Consider the following 18939-nt stretch of genomic DNA (forward strand, 5'->3'; position numbering starts at 1 on the left):
TTAAAGAATGAAAAGGAGAATAAAATTATGTTAGCAGATATTAAATATTGGGAAAATAAAGCAAAAGAAGGTGGCTATGCAATTCCACATTTCAATGTATGGAATGCAGAGATGCTTATGGGGGCTATAGATGCGGCCGAAGAAGCAAAGGCTCCAATTATTATATCTTTTGGGACAGGCTTTGTAGGAAATACATCTTTTGAAGATTTCTCTGAAATGATGGTTTCTATGGCGAAAAAAGCAACAGTACCAGTTATTACTCACTGGGATCATGGACGTAGTATGGAAATTGTACAAAATGCATATAATCATGGAATGAATTCTGTTATGAGAGATGCATCTGCATGTGATTTTGAAGAAAATATAAGGTTAACAAAAGAAGTTGTAGATTACTTCCACCCACTTGGAATTCCAGTTGAAGCAGAATTGGGTCATGTTGGAAATGAAACTGTATATGAAGAAGCTCTTGCTTCATATAAATATACAGATCCTAGTCAAGCTGCTGAATTTGTAGAAAGAACTGGTTGTGATTCTCTAGCAGTTGCAATTGGAAACCAACATGGAGTATATACTTCAGAACCTAAATTAAACTTTGAAGTAGTAGAGAAAGTTAGAGATGCAGTTTCTGTTCCTTTAGTATTGCATGGTGCTTCAGGTATTGGTGATGAAGATATTAGAAAAGCAATTTCCCTTGGTATTACAAAAATTAACATTCATACTGAACTTTGTCAGGCTGCAATGGAAGCTGTTGTTGCAAATCAAAATGAACCATTTTTACAATTAGAAAGAGCAGTTCGTGCAGCAGTTAAGCAAAGAGCATTAGAAAAAATTAAATTATTTGGAACTGATGGAAAGGCGGAGTAAAATTGAGCGAAAAATTGGATGTCATATGTATTGGAGCTGCAATTGTAGATATTCCACTACAGCCTGTTAGTAAAAACATATTTGATATAGAATCTTATCCATTAAATAAGATATCCATGACTATTGGTGGAGATGCCATTAATGAAGCAACAATTATATCTCGTTTAGGTCACAAAGTAGCACTAATGAGTAGAATTGGTAAAGATGCAGTAGGAAACTTTATTTTAGAAGCATGTGAAAAAGACAATATTGATGTAAAGAGTATGCATATTGATGAAAATATTGATACTTCAATCAATGTAGGATTAGTAACAGAAGATGGAGAAAGAACCTTTGTTACCAATAGAAATGGAAGCTTGTGGAAAATGACTATTGAAGATGTAGATTTCGATAGGTTTAAAGATGCTCGTTTATTATCTTTAGCAAGTATTTTTAATAATCCATTGTTAGATGGTACAGCTTTAGTAAAAATATTTCAAGAAGCAAAGAGAAATAATATGATTATCTGTGCAGATATGATTAAAGCTAGGTTATGTGAGACTTTAGAGGATATTGGAGAAGCACTTAGTTATGTAGATTATTTCTTCCCTAATTATGATGAAGCATCTATAATAACTGGAAAAACAGATATTAACGAAATAGCAGATATTTTCTTAGGATGTGGAGTAAAAAATGTTGTTATAAAAACAGGTAAAAAAGGCTGTTATATTAAAAATAATAAACAGACCTTAGAGATTCCTGCCTGTAAAAATATTAAAGCCATTGACACAATTGGAGCTGGAGATAATTTTGCTTCTGGATTTATTACAGGTATACTGGATGGAAAGACATTAAAAGAATGTGCAGAATTTGCAAATGTTACTGCAGCTATTTCAGTACAGAGTGTAGGTGCTACTACAGGAGTACAAAATAGAGAGCAGGTAGAAAAGCTTTGGCAGTATACCAAAAGGAAAAATAGTATTAATCATACTAAATAAATTACAGTTTGAAAGGCAGGTTGATTATAAAAATGAATACAATGAAATTAGGAAAGACTGGAATAGACATTTCGAGAATGGGACTTGGAACATGGTCAATTGGAGGAGGGCCAGCATGGGGCGGAGATAAAGATCTCCAAACTTCTATTAACACAATACGTGAGTGTCCTAAATTAGGAGTTAATTTAGTAGATACAGCTCCAGGTTACAATTTTGGAAATAGTGAAGTGATTTTAGGTAAAGCACTTCAAGGGATTAAGCGTGAAGATTTTGTTATAATTACAAAATGCGGTATTGTATGGACTAGAGAAGGAAGTTTATTTAATAAAGTTGGAGATACGCAGTTATATAAAAATTTATCTAAAGAATCAATTCGTGAAGAAATAGAGTTAAGCTTAGAGCGTATGGGAATTGATTATGTTGATGTTTATATGACTCACTGGCAATCTGTAGAACCATACTTTACACCAATTTCTGAAACAATGGAAGTTTTAAATGAGCTAAAAGCAGAAGGAAAAATAAAAGCAATTGGCGCTGCGAATGCTACAATAGAGCATATCAAAGAATATTTAAAATACGGTGAGTTAGATATTGTACAAGCAAAATATAGTATACTTGATCGTGAAATTGAAAAGGAGTTAATTCCTATTTGTAAAGAAAATAATATCACAATTCAAGCATATTCACCGCTAGAACAAGGCTTATTAAGTGGATGCTTACCAAGAGATTATGTTCCAGTAGGTGCTCAATGTAACAAAAAATGGTTTCAATCTGAAAATATGCAAAAGGCAATGGATATGATGGATGCATGGAAACAACTTTGCGAGAAATACAATTGTACAATTGCAAATTTAGCACTGGCATGGATATTAGCTCAAGGTGATTTTGTTAATTTATTAAGTGGAGCAAATACAGTAGAGCAAATTAAGGAAAATGTAAAATCAATTGAGATCCAATTATCTAAAGAAGATATACAAAAGATGCGTGATATGGCTGAAGCTATTGATAAGTAATGGAAACAACGTTCCTAATTAACTAATTATATAAATACACGGACTTAGTAGTTGTCTTTATTAAATATTCATATACTACTAAGTTCGTGTTTTTTTATATAAAATATGTTAAATAAGGGCATTAAATTTGTAATTCAAACAAAATAAGTCTATTTCACAAAAAAAAACTTTCAAAAATCTTTGTTTGTGTGATATAATATAAAATAAAAGTATTATGTAGATTTATAATACTTAAATTGTTAGGATTAAGATGGAAAGGAAGTTATTATGAGAGCTAAAGAAAGACTAGATATTATTAAGCAGCTAGTAACAAATAATAAAAAAGTTCTTGTTTCAGAATTAAGTGATAAGCTTGATGTCACTGAAGAAACAATTCGCAGAGATTTGGAAAGATTAGAATCAGAAGGGATAGTAACGCGTACATATGGTGGAGCAGTACTAAACACAAAAGGTTCTTTTGATGGTATAAACTTTTATAATAGAGCTACTATTAATTTGGAAGAAAAACAAAAGATTGCTATTAAGGCAATGGAGTTACTAAAAGATAAAACTACTATAGCAGCGGATTCAAGTTCAACTGTAATTGAAACTTTGAAATTAATAAGAGATAGGAAGGATGTTGTATTACTGACAAATTCTACGGAGGTTCTACGAGAATTCACTCAATCGGAATTAACAATAGTTTCAACTGGCGGAATATTCAATAAGGATTCATTATCATTACAGGGTAGTATGGCTAAAGATATGATAAAAAGGTATAATGTTGACATTTTATTAATGAGTTGTAAAGGACTAGATAAGGAAAAAGGTGCCCTAGACTCTAATGAAGTGGAAGTTGAATTTAAAAAAGTTTTGGTTAAACAAGCATCAGAAGTTGCGCTTTTAGTAGACCATACAAAGTTTGATCGAAGTGCATTTATGCAACTTGTAGATTTTAAAAATATTGATTATATCGTTACTGACAGATGTCCAGATGATATATGGATGAATTTTTTTGAAGAAAATGAAATTCAAGTGATTTATTAATGAAGACTATATAATCATAATGGAATTTTACAATAAAATGTATCATTATTAAAGGACATTATAAAAAATGTTATTTTAATTTAACTAAGATGATTGCTTTAATGAAAAAATTATTATTTATATGCTTACTCTTTTTGAGATTATCCTTTAAATAAGTGTCAGATTACTATGAGTATTTATTTCTAATTTCAAAAAGGCGGCAAAATGATTGTACTTTAACCACGTTTTTTTATATCAACATAGAATTTAAGTTTATTTATAGTTCAGTAGATAGTTAAATGCGTATGAAAAATCCACGTTCTTATCTATATCAATTGAATGGAAGCAAGATAATAGTGAATTTAGCTGTTCATTTATTTTTGAGAACACAATTTAATTATAATTTTATCATATAGCTTATAGTGTATTTGCACCTTTGTATAATGAAATCTTTGATTATATAATATTAAGTATGGTTATTGCTAAATAGATAAAACAATATCCATTTTTATTAGTATAATCGAATAATTCGCATAACAATCAAACTTTGTACTGAATTTACTTTGAAGGATATCATCATTCTGCCCTTCTTCTGACCATCAGTAAAATATAACATATAAGGATATAATATTTTTTATCTAATGTTTGATTTATTTCCAATAAAAAATAGGTATAATAAAATACGTTAAGTTATAATTTAATGAAACTCTTCAATACACGCCTCGCATTGAAACTAGTGTCCAACATAAGGTGTGTTTTGTAATGCTTGTAGTTAGATATTTTGATGAAAAAATCTAGTCTGTTCTCATGAAATCTAAAAATTATATCAAACTTTTAGATAATAGCGGCTTAGTATATAATTCAATTACAAAACTAAAATATATTAATATAATAAAATGGTGAATTACAATAATATGGAAAAGATAAAGTGATTAAATTAAAATATAAATTTTTTATTTGAATATGAAGAAGGTGAGCGCTAAAATCACTGATATAGAATCACTGGAGATATTGAAAATTTGTGAAACTGTTGATGTAGAATGTAAAGAAGGAGAAAATAAAATTCCTAATTCTTTGTGGAAAAGTTATTCTGCTATGGCGAATATAAATGGTGGAATAATAATTTTGGGAATAAAGGAGAATAAAGGAAAGGGTACATTCGAAGTTCAAGGCGTTAAGAATGTTGATAAAAGGATACAGGATTTTTGGAATACTATAAATGGAAGCACAAAGTTAACTGAAATTCTTGAAGGAATGAATGTTTTAATTATAAATGTGCCTAGAGCTAATTATAGAGAACGACCAATATATTTAAATGAAAATCAATACAAAGGAACCTATAAGCGTAATGCAGAGGGAGATTATCGTTTTGGAAATCCAGATCATCCTTGGAATGCATTTGATATTAAAGAATTTATTGAATTAACAAAGATGAGGTATTAATACTTGCAACAACATATTTAGAAGGTAGTGTAAATAATGCTCGTATTCAATTAGTGATGGATAAGCATTATGATATAGCTGGAATATTACATGCTCTATAGTTAATTGATATAATATTTTATCAGAAGGAAGGATTTAGTTTATAATTAATTATCATATAGAGACGTATGTATTTAAAGTTATTTTTAGAACGGAAGGATAAAATATTATGGAGATTATTTTTACAATAGTTGGACAAGTGAGCATCATGTATATATTGATGGCAATTGGCTTTATAGTCTACCGCAAAAAATTAATTAATGAAGATGGAGCCAAACAAATATCTAATCTTTTAGTTTGGGTTATTAATCCGATGATTATGTTAACGCGGTATCAAATGGAATTTTCTATAGATAAGTTAAAGGAGCTAGGAATTTCTTTTTTTATTTCGTTATGTGCAATGTTAATAGGCTTTTTTGTGGGTAAAATTGTCTTTAAGAAAGATCAGAGAATAGATAAATTTGCAATCGGATTTGCAAATGCGGGATTTATTGGAATCCCACTAGTTACTAGCATAATGGGGATAGAAAAGGTGTTTTTTTTATCAGCATACCTAGTTTGTTTTAATATACTGAGTTACACTTATGGAATATATACAGTATCAAATAATAAAAGCTTAATTACCTTAAAAAGTGTTTTATTTAATCCTGGAATAATAGCTGTGGCATTTGGATTGCTTGTTTTTATTTCACCCGTAAAGCTGCCAAAGCTTTTTTATGATGCGTTTAACTTAGTTGGACAAACCAATACGCCTATTGCTATGATTTTACTTGGTACGTATATTGCTAAGTCAAAACTAATTACATTATTTAATGATAAGCATGCTTACTTTGTAGCATTTATAAAACTTATCGTTATTCCAGTTATAATAATGATATTATTTAAATTTTTACCACCGTATTTAATAGAAATAAAAAAAGTTGTATTAATAGCTATGGCTACGCCAGTAGGTCTAACAGTACCAATGTTTTCTCAGATGTATGGAGGAGATTATGAGTATGGAGCTAAATTGGTTGGCCTAAGCACATTGCTATCACTGATTACTATACCAATAATTTTGTATCTGGCAAATGCTATTTGGTAAGCGGCTAGCTTATATAACGTAATAGTTAATTATAGTCATTCTTATCATGCTATTAGTCAAGTTTGTATATGAATGTGGCTTGGATGAATCAAACACTATGGAATCACCAGGAGTTAGGATATAAGTTATATTATCCACATTTAAAGATAACTCACCATCATAAACTATTATATATTCTTGAGTCTTTTCGCCATGAGAATTGGATTCATATGTGCTATTGCCATCTAGTTCTACAGTAAAAAGTTCAAAATTCCTATTTGAATTGCTTGCAAAATAGCAATAAACTCTATATTTATTATCAGGAGATTCTTGGTGCTTAGAATCTTCTTTTTTTATTAAAATATCATTTTTTATTGGCTCATCAATAAGGGATGTATATGGAACCCTAAGTCCACCAGCAATTTTCCATATTGTATTAATAGTCGGATTAGATTCACCACGTTCGATTTGTCCTAGCATTACTTTACTGACGCCACAAATATCAGAAAGTTTACTTAAACTTAATTGTCTTTCGTTTCTTAATCTTTTTAAATTCCCAGCAATAATATTATTTAAATTCATATTTTCACTCCTTGACAAATATAAAGTACAAATGTAAGATATAGCGTAATATAAAGTATAACGTACAATACATATAATATATATTACGTTTTTATACAAAAAGTATCAAGGGGGCATTTTATGGAATTGGGGAAAATACCAAATGATTCTTTAGAAATAAAGAATAAAAACAATTCGTATTATTTTATTCAGGGAGTGAAAGACTGTATTCCAACTATATTTGGGTACATAAGTTTAGGGCTTGCATGTGGAATTTTGAGTAAATCTTGTGGTTTGACAGTTTGGGAAGCAATGGGAATGAGTGCTTTTATATATGGAGGATCATCTCAATTTATAGCTTCAAGCATGATTTTATCATCTTCACCAATACCTAGTATAATATTTACCATTTTCTTTGTTAACTTTAGACATTTGTTTATGAGTGCATCAGTAGCTCCATATTTCAAAGAGAATTCAGTCTCAAAAAACTTTTTTATAGGATTGCTTTTGACAGATGAAACTTTTGTAGTTGCATCAGCAGAGGGATTGAAGAATAAGAAAATTAATAATTTATGGATTACAGGTTTAAACATTACTGCATATATAAATTGGATTCTTGCAACAGGAATTGGCGTTCTTATTGGCGGTTTTATTCCAGATTATAAGACTTTAGGGTTAGACTTTGCATTAACAGCCATGTTTATAGGATTGCTAATTTCATCTGTAAAAGGAAATATAAAGATAAGAAAAGCTTTAATAATTATTATTGTATCTTCAATAGTGTTAATAGTAAGTGCAATATATGTATCTACTAGTATTGGCGTTATTATATCAGCAATTGCTGGTGCTTTAATTGGGGTGGTGATTAAAGAATGAATTCTTATGTATGGAGTGTTATCATAGGTGGTTGTATTGTAACTATGTTGCCGAGAGTTTTACCAATAACTATATTATCAAAGATAAAATTAAATAAGAAAGTGGAAGAGTTTTTGACATATATACCTATATCTATACTAGCTTCATTAATAGTGGCAGAACTTTTTATTACCGATAATAAATTTTTACTTCAAGGAAAATCTCCAGAATTGCTTGCTACAATACCAACAATACTGATTGCTCTTAAGAAAAATAATTTATTATTAACAGTATTAACAGGAGTTATTTCAATAGCAATTTTAAGATTAATATTTTAATTTGTAAAAACTTGAATTAACTTGATGATAATCTAAGCGTATTATTTTCTATAAATAAATTATAGAGCAATAATGGATTTTATTATATGGTGAAGGAACAAATATAATGATGTATAAAATTAAAATGACAGAGAGAACTAAGATTTGTTTAAAGAATAGTGTATTATTTTCTGTTCTGATCAGTATTTTGGCGCAAATATATATTTATCCATTTAATAGTAGGTTTGTTTTGGGAGTTGGAGTCATTGTAATTGGGCTTATATTTTCTATATCGGAAAATATATATCCTGTTTTAATCGGAATAATCACAGGAACTATAACTGCCTCTATTCGTAGCATTGGATTATTAATGTCATCTTCTAACTATTCAAATGATATTATAATGCAGTTTATGCCGGCAGCTATTTTTTATATTATTTATGGTATTTTAGGAACTATATTTCCACTAACTAGGAGAAATAAGTCTATAATACATTTATACTTGTCATTAATAAGCTTTGATATAATATGCAACACAGCAGAAATACTTGTTAGAAATATGTTTTCTATATCAACTATAAAAGTTATTATAGTAACAGCACTTGTTAGAGCATTTATACAATGTTCAGCTTTTTTAATATATAAATATCAAAAATTATATATTAAGACACTAGAGCATCAAAAACGTTATGCTGAATTAAATTTAATGGTGTCAAAAATATATGCGGAGGCTTTTTATTTACAAAAATCAACAAATGATTTAAATACTATAATGAGGGAAGCTTACAATTTGTATGAAATGAATAAGGATAAAGAAGAATTTTCAGTTAAGGCGTTATCACTTGCACAAAATGCTCATGAAATCCGTAAAAATAATGACCGGGTTCTTAGAGGAATCAATCAATTAGTACAAAATGTTGAGAAGGCGGAGTACATGTCTATGTCAGAGATTTTCTGCATAATATCTGATAATACAAAAAGACAAATAGATAATGTAAATTCTAATATATTTATAAAATTCAAGCTAGAAGAAGATTATTCGATAAAAAGATATTATGATATATTTGCTATTCTAAATAATTTAATTATTAACGCAATTGAGGCATGCAGTGGCGATAATATGATAAATGTGATTGGGGAAATTTCGCAAAAAGAATTACTACTTGATGTTTCAGATAATGGGACAGGTATTGATAAAGATGTACTTCCGTATATATTTAATATAGGATTTTCAACAAAATTCAATGAGGAGACAGGGGCGATGTCTACGGGGATTGGGTTATGTCATGTAAAAAATCTCTTAGAGAATTTGGGAGGAAGTATAGAAGTTGAAAGTGATATTGATAGGGGCACTAAGTTTTTAGTGAAAATACCGTTATCTAGTATATAAATTATTTTCATAATAAGGGGGCTATTTATGGAAACAACGTTTGTTATTATTGATGATGATATGGCAGTATGTAAAATATTGGAGCAAGCAATTAAAAAAAATAACTTCGGAAAAGTATTATCCATTTTAACGACAGGTAAAGGTGCCAAAGATCAAATAATAAAATTAAAACCTGATATCGTATTAATTGATTTACTGCTACCAGAAGTAGATGGAATTGAAATTGTGAAAAGGACATTTAGCAGTGGATATACTGGTAAGATTATAATGTTATCTCAGGTTGAAGAAGGAAAAATGATTTCGAATGCTTACAAAAGCGGAATACTTTTTTATATTAACAAGCCAATTAATATGATTGAAACAATTAGCATTATTAATAATGCTAAAAAACAGATTGAATTAGAAAAATCTATATCAATGATTAAAAGTGTAGTTTTTGAGGGAAATACTGAGAAAGATAAAAAAGTTGAGAATGAAGCGGAAATTTATTCTCAAGAAGAAAAGCTATTGCGTATATTTTCTGATATTAACATTATTGGCACTACAGGAATAGAAGAATTAAAACTCGTAATACTGAATATCATTAATAAAAAGAAAATGAATCCATCTAAACCTTATCAACTAAAAGAGGTTTATATGGATGTGGCACTAGTTCTATATGGAGATTCATTAGCAACTATTAATTGCAGATCTATGGAGCAACGCATAAGAAGAACTATTATGAAGGCTATGGATTCAATAGCTAGTTTGGGAAGTGAAGATAGCGATAATAGCATATATAGGGAATATTCAGCATCACTTTTTGAGATAAAGCAGGTTAAACAGGAAATCAAGCATTTAAAAAATCCAATATACAGTCAAGGAAAAATAAATACAAAAAAATTCATTGAGGGTATATTAATAAAAATTCTAGGTTAACGCATATACAAACTACAGAAAACTACAAAAAACACAGTATGTTAAAAGTCATTGACTAGGGAAATGGAAAAATATATAATTTAATCAAGATTTAAAAAAGCAATGGAGCTTTGGTATATATGCCAGGGCTCCTTTTTGTATTTCAAAATTTACAGAGTCGAAATTACTATTGAAATAGAAATATTAGATAAACAGAATCATTGAAAAAATTAATAAAGAAAAAGTTGATTAATTTCTATTGAGTTAATATTGTGCCAAAATAGGGGGAGAATAAATGATTAAATTAGAGAATATAGTCAAGAACTTTGGAGATATACATGTTTTGAAAAATGTGAATTTAAATATAAATGAAGGTGAAAAGCTTGTTGTAATAGGGCCAAGCGGATCAGGAAAATCTACTTTAATTAGATGTATGAATTATCTTGAGGAGCCGACCTCGGGGAAGGTAATCATAGATGAATATGATTTAAGTCTGAAAAAAGATTTGGCTAGAGTTAGACAATCTACTGCAATGGTTTTTCAACAGTTTAACTTATATCCGCATATGACAGTGCTTGAGAATCTTATTTTAGCACCAATAAAACTCCAAAAGGTAAGTAAAAAAGAAGCAGAGGAATCTGGATTGAAGTATTTAGAAAAAGTGGGATTAAAGGAAAAGGCCGATGCTTACCCTAATCAATTATCAGGAGGACAACAGCAAAGGGTAGCGATAGCAAGAGCACTTAATATGCATCCTAAAATAATGTTATTTGACGAACCAACATCGGCGTTAGATCCTGAAATGATACAAGAGGTATTGGATGTGTTAATAGGATTATCTAAGGAAAATATAACAATGGTTGTAGTAACTCATGAAATGGGTTTTGCAAAGCAAGTTGCGGATAGAATTGTATTCATGGATGGAGGACAGATTATTGAAGAGGCTCATCCAGAAGAATTTTTTTCAAATCCTAAGAATGATAGGGCCAAAGCGTTCTTAAATAAAATTATAAGATAAGAAACATAATTCACAGTGTATAACGCATAATTAATGAAAACTTCTATGAAGTTTTAAAAAAATTTAAATAGGGGGATAAATATATGAAATTGAGAAAATTATTTTTAGCGGTAGGATTAGGTGTATGTATGATGATGGCTGGATGTAGCTCATCAACACCAACAAATACAGGAGGAAATACTGCGGAAGCAAAAGAAATACAAGCAATAAAAGATAGAGGCGTATTAAAGGTTGGGGTAAAAGTTGATGTACCTAAATATGGTTACAAAAATCCACAGACAGGTGAAATGGAAGGTTTAGAAATTGATTTATCAAAAGCAATAGCGAAAAAAATATTAGGAGATGAAAGTAAAGTTGAATTTCAAGGGGTTACAGCTAAAACAAGAGGACCACTTCTTGATAATGGAGAAATAGATATGGTTGCTGCTACATTTACTATAACTGATGAAAGAAAAAAGAGTTATAATTTTTCAGATCCATATATAAAGGATGGAGTTGGATTACTTGTTAAGAAAAGCCTTGGTGCGTCTTCACTTAAAGATTTAGATGGAAAGACTATTGGAGTTGCTCAAAGTGCTACAACTAAAACTGCGCTTCAAAAAGAAGCAGAAAAGGAAGGAATAACTCTTAAGTTTTCTGAGCTTGGTGGATATCCTGAACTTAAGGCAGCATTAGATTCAGGCAGAATAGATTGTTTTGCAGTTGATGCATCTATTTTGAATGGTTATGTTGATGATTCAACAGTAATATTAAATGATAGATATGATCCTCAAGAATATGGTATTGCAACTAAAAAAGATAATACTGAACTTGCGAAGGAAGTAAATGAAGTTATAAATGATATGAAGAGTTCAGGTGAACTAGATAAATTAATTGCAAAGTGGGATATTAAGTAATGAACGGACCTTTTGCAATATTTAAGTGGGAAGCACTTTTTAAAGATTTTAATATATTTCTTGAGGGATTCTTAAAAACACTTGAAGTATCAATACTAGGGCTTATACTTGCCTTAATGCTTGGAATTATTTTTGGAGTACTTTCTACAAGCAAAACAAAAATTTTTAAGGTAATAAATAGAATATATGTGGAGGTGATTCAGAATACACCTCTTGTAATTCAGGTATTCTTTCTATTTAATGGATTACCATATATAAAGGTGGTATTACCGGTGTTTTTAATTGGAATACTTGGAGTCGGTGTATACCATGGAGCATATATATCAGAAGTTGTGAGAACTGGTATAACATCAATACCAAAAGGACAATTTGAGGCTGCAAAATCTCAAGGATTTTCTCATACTCAAACTATGAGGTATATAATATTACCTCAAACTGTAAAGATTATAATACCACCACTTGCGAATCAACTGGTAAATCTAATAAAGAATACTTCAGTATTAGCTATGATTGCAGGTGGAGATCTAATGTATACAGCTGACTCTTGGTCAAGTGCCAATATGTACTATGGACCAGCGTATGTTATAACTGGAGCATTATATTTTATAATGTGTTATCCATTAGCAATGATTTCAAGAAAGCTTGAACTTAGAGAGAAAAAGAAAGCATTAGTTGATATTGAAGATTCTATAACAGAACAATCCGTTGCAACAGAGGGAGGGCTATAATAATGTCAAGTGTATTTAATCAAGCAAATATGATGTTTCTTTTACAAGGAATGAAATTAACCCTAATTATAGCCATTATATCAATTGTATTGAGTATGTTTTTTGGAATAATTCTTGCCATATCAAGAAATTTCTCTAAGGGAATTATGGGGAGAATTGCAACAATATATATAGAGACATTTAGAAATACACCTAATTTACTATGGATATTATCTATTAGGTTTTTGGTTCCAATAAAACCGATGTATTCAGGAATCTTATCTTTTACTTTATTTACTTCGGCGGTTATGGCGGAAATATTTAGAGGAGGAATGAATTCTGTAAGTAGAGGTCAATATGAGGCAGCATATTCTCAAGGGTTTACGAAGTTTCAAACATTACGATATATAATACTACCTCAAAGCTTTAGGCGCTGCATTCCAACAGTTCTATCCCAATCAATTACTGTAATAAAAGATACATCTTTTCTATGGGCCGTTGGGATAGAAGAATTTACAGGAAAAGGTATGATTCTTATGGGAAGTTTTGTTTCATCATCCCAGATATTTTTATTGTTTGGAGCTATAGCTGCAACATATTTCATAATAAATTTTACAATATCGTGTTGCGTTAGAACAATTAAAACAGAGTACTAGGTATAACCTAATTAATAGATTTGCAGATGTCTAACTTTAAATCTAGATTTATGATTTCTAGTGAAGATATGAACTTAAAACTTTAGAAAATTTGTAAGTGTTTTTTCTGATAAGTCAAAACCTTAAAATGAATAGAGATATAATTTTAGAGAATAATTTAAATTAGTCATTTAAATTATTCTCTTCTATTATTTGTATGCAAATAATGAAAACTATACTAAATAAATTAGTGCTTAGTATACATTTTTGTTATTAGGAATTTTATGCTAGAATTAGAAATAACTAAAATAAGATTTGATAATAAATTAAAGGTATTTTACAGATTATATTTAATTAACGATGAAGCAATAATTTTAAGGAGGATGTATATGCCTAAAATCATGATAATAGAAGATAATGAGAATATAAAAAAAGAGCTTGTAGAGTTTTTAAAAAGATATGGTTATGAAGCTTATGCACCAGCTAATTTTGAAAATATAGTAAAAGTAGCACTAAAGGATGAACCGGATTTAATTCTGTTAGATATAAATCTTCCATATTATGATGGTTATTATATTTGTAAGGAAATAAGGAAAGAAAAGAATATACCTATAATAATAGTAACTAGCAGAGATAGCGAGATGGATGAGATTATGAGTATGAATCTTGGAGCGGATGATTTTATAACAAAGCCATATAATACGCAAATACTTCTTGCAAGGATAACTGCTGTATTAAGAAGAACTCTAGGGAACAATTCGATTTCTGAGATAGTTGAACACAATGGTTTAAAGTTAAATGTCTCTAATGGAAGCGTGATATTTGGAGATGAAAAGATTGATCTTACTAAGAATGAATTTAGGATATTACTTTGCCTTATGAAAAATAAAGAGTGCATAGTTAGCAGAGAAGATCTAATGGATTATTTATGGAATTCAGATCTTTATATTGACGATAATACTTTGTCGGTGAATGTTACTAGATTAAGAAAAAAACTTCAGGAAATTGGATTTAAAGATGGAATAGAGACTAAGAGAGGAATTGGTTATATATTACTATGAATATAAAGGAATATTCTATTTCAAAGTTGCCATACATAATAATTAATCTAATAATATACTCTTTATTTGCAGCTATAATGAGCATAGCTAAAACACCAGTTGTAATACTATTTGTAGTTTTTATTATTTGGTTTTTACCACTATCAATCTATATAATCATTGAGTTTATAGTGAAAAAAAAATTCTATGATGATATTGTGGGAGTTAGTGGCAAATTAGATAAAAAGTATTTATTACCTGAGGTAATAAAAAGTCCAAATTATTATGAAGGAAAAGTTATTTATGAAGTATTAAGCGATAGTAATAGGGATATGCATGAGCATGTTAACTTCTATAAAAATCTTCAAAAAGAGTATAGAGAGTACATAGAAACTTGGGTTCATGAGGTAAAAACACCAATATCATCTGCAAGATTAATTGTAGAAAACAGCAATATTAATGAAAAGAAATCATTGGAAGATGAACTGAAGAAAATTGAAGAATATATAAACCAGGCTCTTTATTACTCGAGAAGTACAGATGTTAAGAATGATTATATTGTCAAAGAGTTTGAAATAAAGAACATAATTCAGGAGGTTATTAGAAACAACAGGCGTGATTTTATTAGCAAAAAGATTTCAGTAAGTATTGATAATATTTATGGGGCAGTGGTTACGGATCCAAAGTGGGTAAAGTTTATTATAAATCAGATTATTATCAATTCAATAAAATATAGTAAAGATAAAAATGGAGAAGTGAAAATTTACACAAGTAAAGGTAAAGAGAATATAATATTAACTATTGAAGATAATGGTATAGGTATTTCGAAAAATGATTTAAATAGAGTCTTTGATAAAGGGTTTACAGGGGAAAATGGAAGAGTATATGGAAAGTCCACAGGAATAGGATTGTATTTATGTAAAAAGCTATGTGAAAAGCTAGGACTCGGGATAACTTTAGATTCAATAGCTGGCGAAGGAACTAAAGTCAACATAATATTCCCTATTGGGGGATTTATGAGTTTTAAGTAAGACATATGAAAGAAAATAATGATTCCAAAATGTCATAATTATTTTTCAGTAGGTAAATTGCCAGAGTAGTCTAATATAGGCTTAGCAGAATTTTATGTATTTCTAAATTATATAAGACACAAAGTCTAGGAGATTGGTTCCTAGGCTATTTTTTGATATTGGGAATAAAAATGTTTTATAAATGATATTTATTATTTGCAGTTTTTAATTAAATTCAATTAATATTTCAAATTGTTATCTACATCTTACGAAAATGTAAGTTAAGTGAAAGATATTTCAATATGAGAAAAATATCAAAAGCTTTAAAATGTAGTCATGAGGTTAAATAAATTTGGAATGAATAGCGATTATAAAAGTTGCTATAAAAATAGGAGGAAGATTATGGAGAACATTTTAAACATTCAAAATGTAGAAAAATATTATGGAAATAAAGATAATGTCACAAAGGCACTTGATAATATAAGTTTTAGAGTAGAAAAAGGTGAATTTGTTGGTATAATGGGGCCTTCAGGCAGTGGGAAGACTACTCTTTTGAATTGCATATCTACAATAGATAAAGTGACTACCGGATCAATTATGATTGATGGAGAAGATATTACAAGGCTTAAAAGTAAGAAACTTGAAAGATTCAGAAGAGATAAGTTAGGCTTTATTTTTCAGGATTTCAATTTACTAGATACATTGACAGCATATGAAAATATTGCATTAGCATTAACTATTGCAGGAAAGAAAGGCAAGGAAGTCGATGAATTAGTAAGGAATTCAGCTAAAAACTTAGGAATACTCGAAGTATTAGATAAATATCCTTATCAAATGTCTGGAGGTCAAAAGCAAAGAGTAGCATCAGCAAGGGCAATAGTTAATAATCCAAAACTTATTTTGGCAGATGAACCTACAGGGGCTTTGGATTCTAAGTCAGCTAAATTACTTTTAAATTCTATTGAAACCCTAAATAAAGAATTAGAAGCAACAATTTTGATGGTTACACATGATGCGTTTACGGCAAGTTATGCACATAGGATATTATTCATAAAAGATGGAAATATATTTAATGAATTGGTAAGAGGCGAAGATTCAAGAAAAGATTTCTTTAACAAGATAATAGATATTGTTACACTACTTGGAGGTGATTCAAAAGATGTATTCTAGAATTGCTTTTAATAACGTAAAAAAGAGCTTTAAAGATTATACTATTTACTTTTTAACTTTAACTTTTGCAGTATGCATATTCTATAGTTTTAATTCAATCGATTCTCAGTCAGTAATGGCAGATATGAATTCTGGACAAACGGAATATGTTAAGATGATGGCGCAACTTATTTCGTTTATATCTATTGGCGTTTCTGTTATATTAGGCGGTTTAATAATATATGCCACAAAATTTTTGATTAGTAAAAGAAAAAAAGAATTTGGGGTATATATGATTTTAGGAATGGGAAAAAGAAAAATGTCACGGATATTGCTTTTTGAGACTTTATATATAGGCATAATATCCTTGGCAGCAGGACTTTTACTTGGAATGTTGTTTGCACAAGTTCTTTCTATATTCACAGCTAAGCTTTTTGCGGTGCAAATGACTAAATATAGTTTTTCAATTTCAATAAGTGCTATACTTAAGACTATATTATATTTTGGGATAATGTACTTATTAGTTATGATATTTAATGTGATTATAGTTTCAAAATATAAATTAATTGACTTATTGCATGCAGATAGAAAAAATGAAAAAATTAATATTAAAAATCCATATATAGCTCTATTTATATTAATAGCTGCACTTATTGTTTTAGGTTATGCTTATTATCTTGTTAATTTAGCAGGGTTGAATTTTGATGACAGCAGATTTAAATTATCAATAGCATTAGGGATTGTTGGAACAGCATTTTTCTTTTATGGAATCGCATCGGTTACATTTTCTGCACTTAGAAAAAATAAGAATTTATATCTAAATGGTCTAAATGTTTTTAATATAAAACAAATTTCGAGTAAATTTAATACTAATTTTATTTCCATGACAATAATTTGTTTAATGTTATTTGTTACTATAGGAACTTTGTCAACTGGATTAGGTGTAAAAAATGCTTCAGAAAGCTCATTAAAAAACCAAACTCCGTTTGATGCATCAGTACAAGTATTTGATAAAAATAATAGTAATAGAATTTCAGTTTTAGATGCACTAAAGCAGCTAAATTATAATGTTGATGATAATGCTGACTATGTTGTGATTAGACAATATAAGAATAATATGAGTTCTAGAGATGTATTAGCTAAATATGCACTATCTAGCGATCAAAAAGAAATGTTAAATTTTAAAGTGTTTGATACTACAGATATGATTAAAATTTCAGAATACAATAAATTAAGGAAATTGAAGGGTGAATCTAGTATAGATTTAAAAGATAATGAGATATTAGTGTGTTCTAATTATGAGCCCTTAAAGGGATTACTAGAAAGCTTTATTAAAAATGAGAATTCACTACAGATAGATAATAAGGAATTTAAAATAAAAGATAAAAAAATTGAAACTGGGGCTATTTCCACATCGCCTTCAAGTGATGCTATGTTTACCTTAGTAGTACCAGATGATTTAGTAAATGGAATAGATAAATATGATGAGGTACTAGATTTAAATTTTGTAGGTGATAATAAGGAAGATGCGAAAAAAGAATTAACTACTATATTTAATAATTTTAAGTTCAATGAAAATGAATATAAAAATTTAAACTTTAGTCTCTATGGTGGGACAAGAGAAATGGCATATGACGATAGTAGAGGATTATCTGCAATAATATTATTTGTAGCAGTATATATGGGAATTGTATTTCTATTGTCAAGTGCAGCGGTACTTGCGCTTCAACAATTATCGCAGTGCAATGACTCTATAGAAAGGTATAGATCTTTAAGAAAGATTGGAGCAACAAAGAGTATGATTAATAAAAGTATATTTAAACAAGTTGCTGTATTTTTTGTATTGCCTCTAGCTCTTTCAATAGTTCATTCATATGTTGGAATTACTGTAGTAAATAAATACTTAATGGTATTGGGGTCTAGCAATAAAATACAACCGATTTTAATGACAGCATTAATGATGCTTATTGTTTATGGTGGATATCTGTATGCAACATATGTAGCTTATAAAAACATAGTTGGAAATGAATATAGATAGAAATAAATACAGTAATATAAAT

At 29.2% G+C, this 18939-nt stretch carries 19 protein-coding genes; 18 read left to right on the forward strand and 1 reads right to left on the reverse strand.

Annotation, left to right across the window (positions count from 1 at the left end):
* Nucleotides 1-27: 27 nt before the first annotated feature.
* From L3B96_RS21760 to L3B96_RS21785, 6 genes are all read left to right on the forward strand, one after another.
* Nucleotides 28-864 carry a ketose-bisphosphate aldolase gene (locus tag L3B96_RS21760; protein ID WP_238948556.1) on the forward strand — a complete coding sequence of 279 codons (837 nt, stop codon included), beginning with the start codon at nucleotides 28-30 and terminating at the stop codon, nucleotides 862-864.
* Nucleotides 865-866: 2 nt separating this feature from the next.
* Entirely contained in the window at nucleotides 867-1841 is a 975-nt protein-coding gene (locus L3B96_RS21765; RefSeq protein ID WP_238948557.1) for a sugar kinase, read from the forward strand.
* A gap of 32 nt (nucleotides 1842-1873) precedes the next feature.
* The gene (locus L3B96_RS21770) at nucleotides 1874-2854 is read left to right on the forward strand and encodes an aldo/keto reductase (protein WP_238948558.1); all 981 of its coding nucleotides are present in this window, start codon (nucleotides 1874-1876) and stop codon (nucleotides 2852-2854) included.
* A gap of 267 nt (nucleotides 2855-3121) precedes the next feature.
* The gene (locus tag L3B96_RS21775; RefSeq protein ID WP_238948559.1) at nucleotides 3122-3880 is read left to right on the forward strand and encodes a DeoR/GlpR family DNA-binding transcription regulator; all 759 of its coding nucleotides are present in this window, start codon (nucleotides 3122-3124) and stop codon (nucleotides 3878-3880) included.
* 942 nt (nucleotides 3881-4822) lie between these two features.
* A complete protein-coding gene (locus L3B96_RS21780; protein ID WP_238948560.1) occupies nucleotides 4823-5302 on the forward strand; it encodes an RNA-binding domain-containing protein in 480 nt (159 codons plus the stop codon).
* Between the two features lie 208 nt (nucleotides 5303-5510).
* Nucleotides 5511-6425, forward strand: a complete 915-nt coding sequence (locus L3B96_RS21785) for an AEC family transporter (RefSeq protein ID WP_017211410.1) — start codon at nucleotides 5511-5513, stop codon at nucleotides 6423-6425.
* Between the two features lie 9 nt (nucleotides 6426-6434).
* On the opposite strand, the gene L3B96_RS21790 is transcribed toward L3B96_RS21785, so the two are convergent.
* Complete coding sequence (locus tag L3B96_RS21790) at nucleotides 6435-6986, reverse strand: XRE family transcriptional regulator (RefSeq protein ID WP_017211411.1); 552 nt, start codon at nucleotides 6984-6986, stop codon at nucleotides 6435-6437.
* Nucleotides 6987-7106: 120 nt separating this feature from the next.
* On the opposite strand from L3B96_RS21790, the gene L3B96_RS21795 reads away from it, so the two are divergent.
* From L3B96_RS21795 to L3B96_RS21850, 12 genes are all read left to right on the forward strand, one after another.
* Nucleotides 7107-7841, forward strand: coding sequence for an AzlC family ABC transporter permease (locus L3B96_RS21795; RefSeq protein WP_238948561.1), 735 nt, complete (start codon nucleotides 7107-7109; stop codon nucleotides 7839-7841).
* Nucleotides 7838-8158, forward strand: coding sequence for an AzlD domain-containing protein (locus tag L3B96_RS21800; RefSeq protein WP_012060333.1), 321 nt, complete (start codon nucleotides 7838-7840; stop codon nucleotides 8156-8158). The genes L3B96_RS21795 and L3B96_RS21800 overlap by 4 nt, the downstream gene beginning before the upstream one ends.
* A gap of 124 nt (nucleotides 8159-8282) precedes the next feature.
* Entirely contained in the window at nucleotides 8283-9527 is a 1245-nt protein-coding gene (locus L3B96_RS21805; RefSeq protein ID WP_236896400.1) for a sensor histidine kinase, read from the forward strand.
* 27 nt (nucleotides 9528-9554) lie between these two features.
* Nucleotides 9555-10445, forward strand: a complete 891-nt coding sequence (locus tag L3B96_RS21810) for a response regulator (protein ID WP_236896402.1) — start codon at nucleotides 9555-9557, stop codon at nucleotides 10443-10445.
* Between the two features lie 274 nt (nucleotides 10446-10719).
* The gene (locus tag L3B96_RS21815) at nucleotides 10720-11442 is read left to right on the forward strand and encodes an amino acid ABC transporter ATP-binding protein (RefSeq protein WP_077855316.1); all 723 of its coding nucleotides are present in this window, start codon (nucleotides 10720-10722) and stop codon (nucleotides 11440-11442) included.
* A gap of 83 nt (nucleotides 11443-11525) precedes the next feature.
* Nucleotides 11526-12338: a transporter substrate-binding domain-containing protein gene (locus tag L3B96_RS21820; protein ID WP_012060329.1), complete on the forward strand. Its 813-nt coding sequence runs from the start codon at nucleotides 11526-11528 to the stop codon at nucleotides 12336-12338.
* Nucleotides 12338-13066 carry an amino acid ABC transporter permease gene (locus L3B96_RS21825; protein WP_238948562.1) on the forward strand — a complete coding sequence of 243 codons (729 nt, stop codon included), beginning with the start codon at nucleotides 12338-12340 and terminating at the stop codon, nucleotides 13064-13066. The genes L3B96_RS21820 and L3B96_RS21825 overlap by 1 nt, the downstream gene beginning before the upstream one ends.
* Before the next feature lie 2 nt (nucleotides 13067-13068).
* A complete protein-coding gene (locus tag L3B96_RS21830) occupies nucleotides 13069-13701 on the forward strand; it encodes an amino acid ABC transporter permease (RefSeq protein ID WP_012060327.1) in 633 nt (210 codons plus the stop codon).
* Between the two features lie 368 nt (nucleotides 13702-14069).
* Nucleotides 14070-14741 carry a response regulator transcription factor gene (locus L3B96_RS21835; RefSeq protein WP_023973148.1) on the forward strand — a complete coding sequence of 224 codons (672 nt, stop codon included), beginning with the start codon at nucleotides 14070-14072 and terminating at the stop codon, nucleotides 14739-14741.
* On the forward strand, nucleotides 14738-15751 hold the full coding sequence (locus tag L3B96_RS21840) for a sensor histidine kinase (RefSeq protein WP_238948563.1): 1014 nt from the start codon (nucleotides 14738-14740) through the stop codon (nucleotides 15749-15751). Before L3B96_RS21835 ends, L3B96_RS21840 begins: the two co-directional genes overlap by 4 nt.
* Before the next feature lie 381 nt (nucleotides 15752-16132).
* Complete coding sequence (locus tag L3B96_RS21845; RefSeq protein ID WP_017211416.1) at nucleotides 16133-16900, forward strand: ABC transporter ATP-binding protein; 768 nt, start codon at nucleotides 16133-16135, stop codon at nucleotides 16898-16900.
* Entirely contained in the window at nucleotides 16890-18917 is a 2028-nt protein-coding gene (locus tag L3B96_RS21850) for an FtsX-like permease family protein (RefSeq protein WP_238948564.1), read from the forward strand. The genes L3B96_RS21845 and L3B96_RS21850 overlap by 11 nt, the downstream gene beginning before the upstream one ends.
* The last annotated feature ends 22 nt before the right edge of the window (nucleotides 18918-18939 follow it).

Origin of the sequence: Clostridium sp. YIM B02569 (assembly GCF_022320765.1) — a bacterium.
GTDB lineage: Bacteria > Bacillota > Clostridia > Clostridiales > Clostridiaceae > Clostridium > Clostridium beijerinckii.